At 29.7% G+C, this 4,015-nt stretch carries 5 protein-coding genes; 4 read left to right on the top strand and 1 reads right to left on the bottom strand.

Going from position 1 to position 4,015, the window contains the following annotated elements:
* The first annotated feature begins 198 nt into the window (after positions 1–198).
* Genes ACIQ2I_RS08380 through ACIQ2I_RS08365 form a run of 4 tightly spaced genes read left to right on the top strand, consistent with a single transcriptional unit; the run spans position 199 to position 2,719 of the window.
* A complete protein-coding gene (locus ACIQ2I_RS08380; protein WP_396181967.1) occupies positions 199–576 on the top strand; it encodes a hypothetical protein in 378 nt (125 codons plus the stop codon).
* Between the two features lie 2 nt (positions 577–578).
* On the top strand, positions 579–1,430 hold the full coding sequence (locus ACIQ2I_RS08375; RefSeq protein WP_396181966.1) for a DUF5777 family beta-barrel protein: 852 nt from the start codon (positions 579–581) through the stop codon (positions 1,428–1,430).
* 3 nt (positions 1,431–1,433) lie between these two features.
* A complete protein-coding gene (locus ACIQ2I_RS08370; RefSeq protein WP_396181965.1) occupies positions 1,434–1,943 on the top strand; it encodes an ankyrin repeat domain-containing protein in 510 nt (169 codons plus the stop codon).
* A gap of 17 nt (positions 1,944–1,960) precedes the next feature.
* Entirely contained in the window at positions 1,961–2,719 is a 759-nt protein-coding gene (locus ACIQ2I_RS08365) for a T9SS type A sorting domain-containing protein (RefSeq protein ID WP_396181964.1), read from the top strand.
* A 99-nt stretch (positions 2,720–2,818) separates the two neighbouring features.
* Here the strand turns inward: ACIQ2I_RS08365 and ACIQ2I_RS08360 are convergent.
* The coding region (locus ACIQ2I_RS08360; protein WP_396181963.1) for an ASPIC/UnbV domain-containing protein at positions 2,819–4,015 on the bottom strand (1,197 nt) is incomplete at its 5' end.

Raw genomic sequence — 4,015 nt, 5'->3', positions numbered from 1 at the left:
TGGTTTTATGTCTTGAGTGTATTTTGTTATATTTGAAGTTAATGGAATTGTTAAATCGTCTTCCGAATTATTACTACAACCAAAAACAAAAAACAAGGTGATTAAAATTAAATAATATGGTTTATTCATGTTAAAATCGATTTATACTCACAATATTACAAAATAATTTATAAGTTTGTACGTAGCTAATTAAAATTAATGAAAAAAATTATTATTGTTATAGTTGTTCTGTTTGCGATACTTTTGGTGTCTTACAAATATTTATATCATGCACATAGAGATATTTCAAACGAGAAACCAATTTTTTCTTTAACTGCAACTCAAATTTCTCAAGATTTTTTACTTGATGAGCCGAAAGCAAATTTAAAGTATTTAGATAAATCAATAACAGTTACAGGAAAAATAACTAATATTGATTCTAAAAATAATACCCTTATAATTGATGAAAAAGTGTTTGTTTTGATGAAAAAAAACTCAGATGTAAAACAAATTGAAATAATTACTATTCAAGGAAGAGTTATAGGTTATGATTCTTTATTGGAAGAAATTAAAATAGATCAAGCTGAAATTAAATAAATATGATAAAGAAAATTACTTTTTTATTTTGTGTATTGCCTTTTCTTATGGTTGCTCAAGACGATTTACTTAAAGAAATCGATACGATATCTGATGCAAATGAATTTGAAGTAGCAGCATTTAAATCTTTAAAAATCGTAAATTTAGAAGCTACAAAATTAGCAGCAAAAGGCGATTTGTATCTCGTAATTGCTCACCGATTTGGTTATTTAGACAAAGGATTTGAAGACTTTTTTGGTTTAGATGAAGCCAATACTCGCATACAATTTGTTTACGGATTAACCAACGGAATTACTATTCACGCCTCGCGTTCTGGATTTCAAAAAACATATGAATTTGCTGCAAAATTCAGAATTGCAGGCCAGAAAAAGCAAGGATTTCCTTTTGAAATTGTCGGGTTCAATAGTTTAGCAATTAATACAGAATTAGAGAAAATAACATTACCAAAATTAGAATTTACAGACCGATTGGCTTATGTAAATCAAATTTTAATTTCAAGAAAATTCAATGATAATTTATCATTAGAAATAGCACCAACCCATTTTCATCAAAATTATGTGGCCAATAATTTTCAAGATAACAGTCAATTTGCTTTCGGTTTAGGTGGACGTTATAAGTTTTCTAAACGCTGGTCGTTTAATATGGATTATGCGGCACATTTAAATCGTGCTTCTAATTCAGGTTTTAAAAACCCACTATCTATTGGGTTTGATTTAGAAACAGGTGGTCATGTATTTCAAATGCATTTTACAAATTCCCAAGCCATGCATGAATCGGGATATTTAGGAAACACAACCGGAAGTTGGAATGACGGACAAATTGCTTTTGGATTTAATTTAATTCGAGTTTTTTAATTTATGAAAACAGTTTTTTTCTTATTATTTGCTTTTTCATTTTCTTTTGCACAAAAAGATGTTTTTGCTGTGTCAAGGAATGGAAGTCTTTTAGAATTAAAAGAATTTCTAAAGTCAGATTTAGATTGCATAAATAAAATAAATGAAAATGGATATTCAACATTAATTTTAGCCATTTATAATAATAATGTTGAAGTAGCTAAATATTTATTGCAAAATGTAAAAAATATTAATCATCTTTCTAAAAGTGGAACAGCATTGATGGCAGCCGTAATTAAAGAAAATTATGAATTTACAAAACTGTTAATTGAAAAAGGAGCTAATCTTGATTTGCAAGATTCAAATGGTCAAACTGCTCTAATTATGGCTATAAATACTAACAATTTACCAATTATTGAACTAATAATTTTGGCGAAGCCAAACGTAAAAATTAGAGATAATTACAATAAAGAAGCCCTTGATTATGCTTTAAAGACAAATAATCAAAAAATTATTAATCTACTAAATTTCTAACTATTAAATTTTAAATTATGAAAAAATTTTTACTTTTTACACTATTTCTTTCGTGCGTGAGTGTTTCCGCACAAAACCACAGTACTGGAGTAATAACTTTGACCTCAGGTTATACGGTTAAGTTTGATACTAATTCAACAACGGTAACAATGACTTTAGTTGGTCCGGCCAATAGTTGGTTAGGGCTTGGATTTGGAATGACTACAATGTCTCAAACTGGTGATGGTGTGATAGTATCAGGTACAACACCAACTTTAACTGACAGAAATTTTACTGGTTCAACAAGTACTCCAAATTCAGATTCAGCTCAAAGTTGGTCGACAACATCTAATACTGTTGCTGGTTCAGTTAGAACAATCGTTGCTACAAGAGCTTTGTCAACTGGAGACACCGCAGGTGTGGATTACACTTTTACAAACTCAACTGCTTCAATAAATTTAATATGGGCTTTAGGTTCTAGTTTATCTTTAGCATACCACGGCGCAACTAAAGGAAATGGTATTTCAGGCACTTTTGCACTGAGTACAGATTCGTTTAGTATGGCAGGATTTAAACTTTATCCCAACCCTGCAGATGAAATTTTTGCTATTGAATTACCTAATAATGTAGAAAATATTTCTGTAAAAATATTTGATGTATTAGGTAAAGAAGTTATGGAGAAAGAAATTTCTAAATTAGAAAATAAAATCAATACCAGTAATTTAAGCCCTGGAAATTACTTAGTTAAAGTTATGTTTGACGACAAATCATATGCAACCACTTTAATTATTCAATAAAACAGTTTTTATTTTTTTAAAATTTACCCTTAAAAGCTTCAGCTGTTAAGGGTTTTTTTTATTGATGAAAATGAAATTAATTCTATTAGCTTTTTGAATTTATTTTTTGATGAAATTCTCGGCAAATTTCTTTCCTTCTTTGGTTTCTATACTTAAAATATATATTCCGTTGCTTAAATTTGAAACGTCTATGGAATTAAAATTAGAAGTGATTCTACCAATCGTTTTTCCATTTGTATCAATTATATGTATTGCGTTAATATTCAAATGATCAATATTTGAAATTGTTAAATAATCAGATGTAGGATTTGGGTAAATTACAACTTCTTTACCATTGAATGAAGACGCACTTAATGGAAAGTTGCCTTCAATAACATTTAGAGTTTGATTGATGTTCGGATTGGTAATAATATCTACAGCACCTGAAGGCCAAATTACTTTTATTTGAGTAATTGCTGTAGCATTTCCTATTCCAAAATGAACATTTAAGGTGCTCATAAATTCAAAACCTTCACCGCTTCTAACTTCTCTAATTTGTTTACCCCAAACACCATGAATTTCTACACGTGCCCCAATTCCATTTCTGTTACTTTGAATACCTTGAAACGTTACTTTTATCCAGTTATTTCCGTTTGGAACTGCAGTACGAATAGTATTTCCGTTTAAAATATCAAGAAAACCATCGTTGTTTAAATCACCAACAGCACCTAATGAAACGTTAGGATAGTTTGCTGGTAAAAATGTATTATTTCCTTGGTTAAACATAATTTTATTTCCACCACCCATTACATCAATAAAACCATTATTATCAAAATCATACGCTATATAATCTCTATTAATGTTATTGTCCAAATCCCATCCAGAACCGATTGTAATATTTGTAAACGCTTCTTCTGTAGTATTGGAAGTATTTAAATTGTTTTTAAAAAACATGTGTCCTGTATTTCCATTGGAACCAACTAAAATATCCATATCACCATCATTATCAAAATCAGCAATTGCAGAAGACCATGATTGTACGGGTGTTGTGTTGATTTGAGCAATATTTGAAATATCTGTAAAAATACCATTCCCATCATTTCTATGAAGTTCACAAGGAGGTCCTGAACACTTAGAAATAAACATATCCGCATCGCCATCATTATCATAATCTGTCCATAATGAAGCATAGTTTCCTCCGCTAGAAAGCACTCCTAATGAATAGGATCCAGCAGTTACACCTGACTGATAATGTGTAAATGAGGCACCATTATTATTGTTCATATAATAAACATTTGGCGCCACATCATGACAAGA

Origin of the sequence: Flavobacterium sp. (genome assembly GCF_044368995.1) — a bacterium.
Classification (GTDB): domain Bacteria; phylum Bacteroidota; class Bacteroidia; order Flavobacteriales; family Flavobacteriaceae; genus Flavobacterium.
The sequence above is the reverse complement of the archived record's forward strand: the minus strand, read 5'-3'. Positions and strand labels throughout refer to the sequence as shown.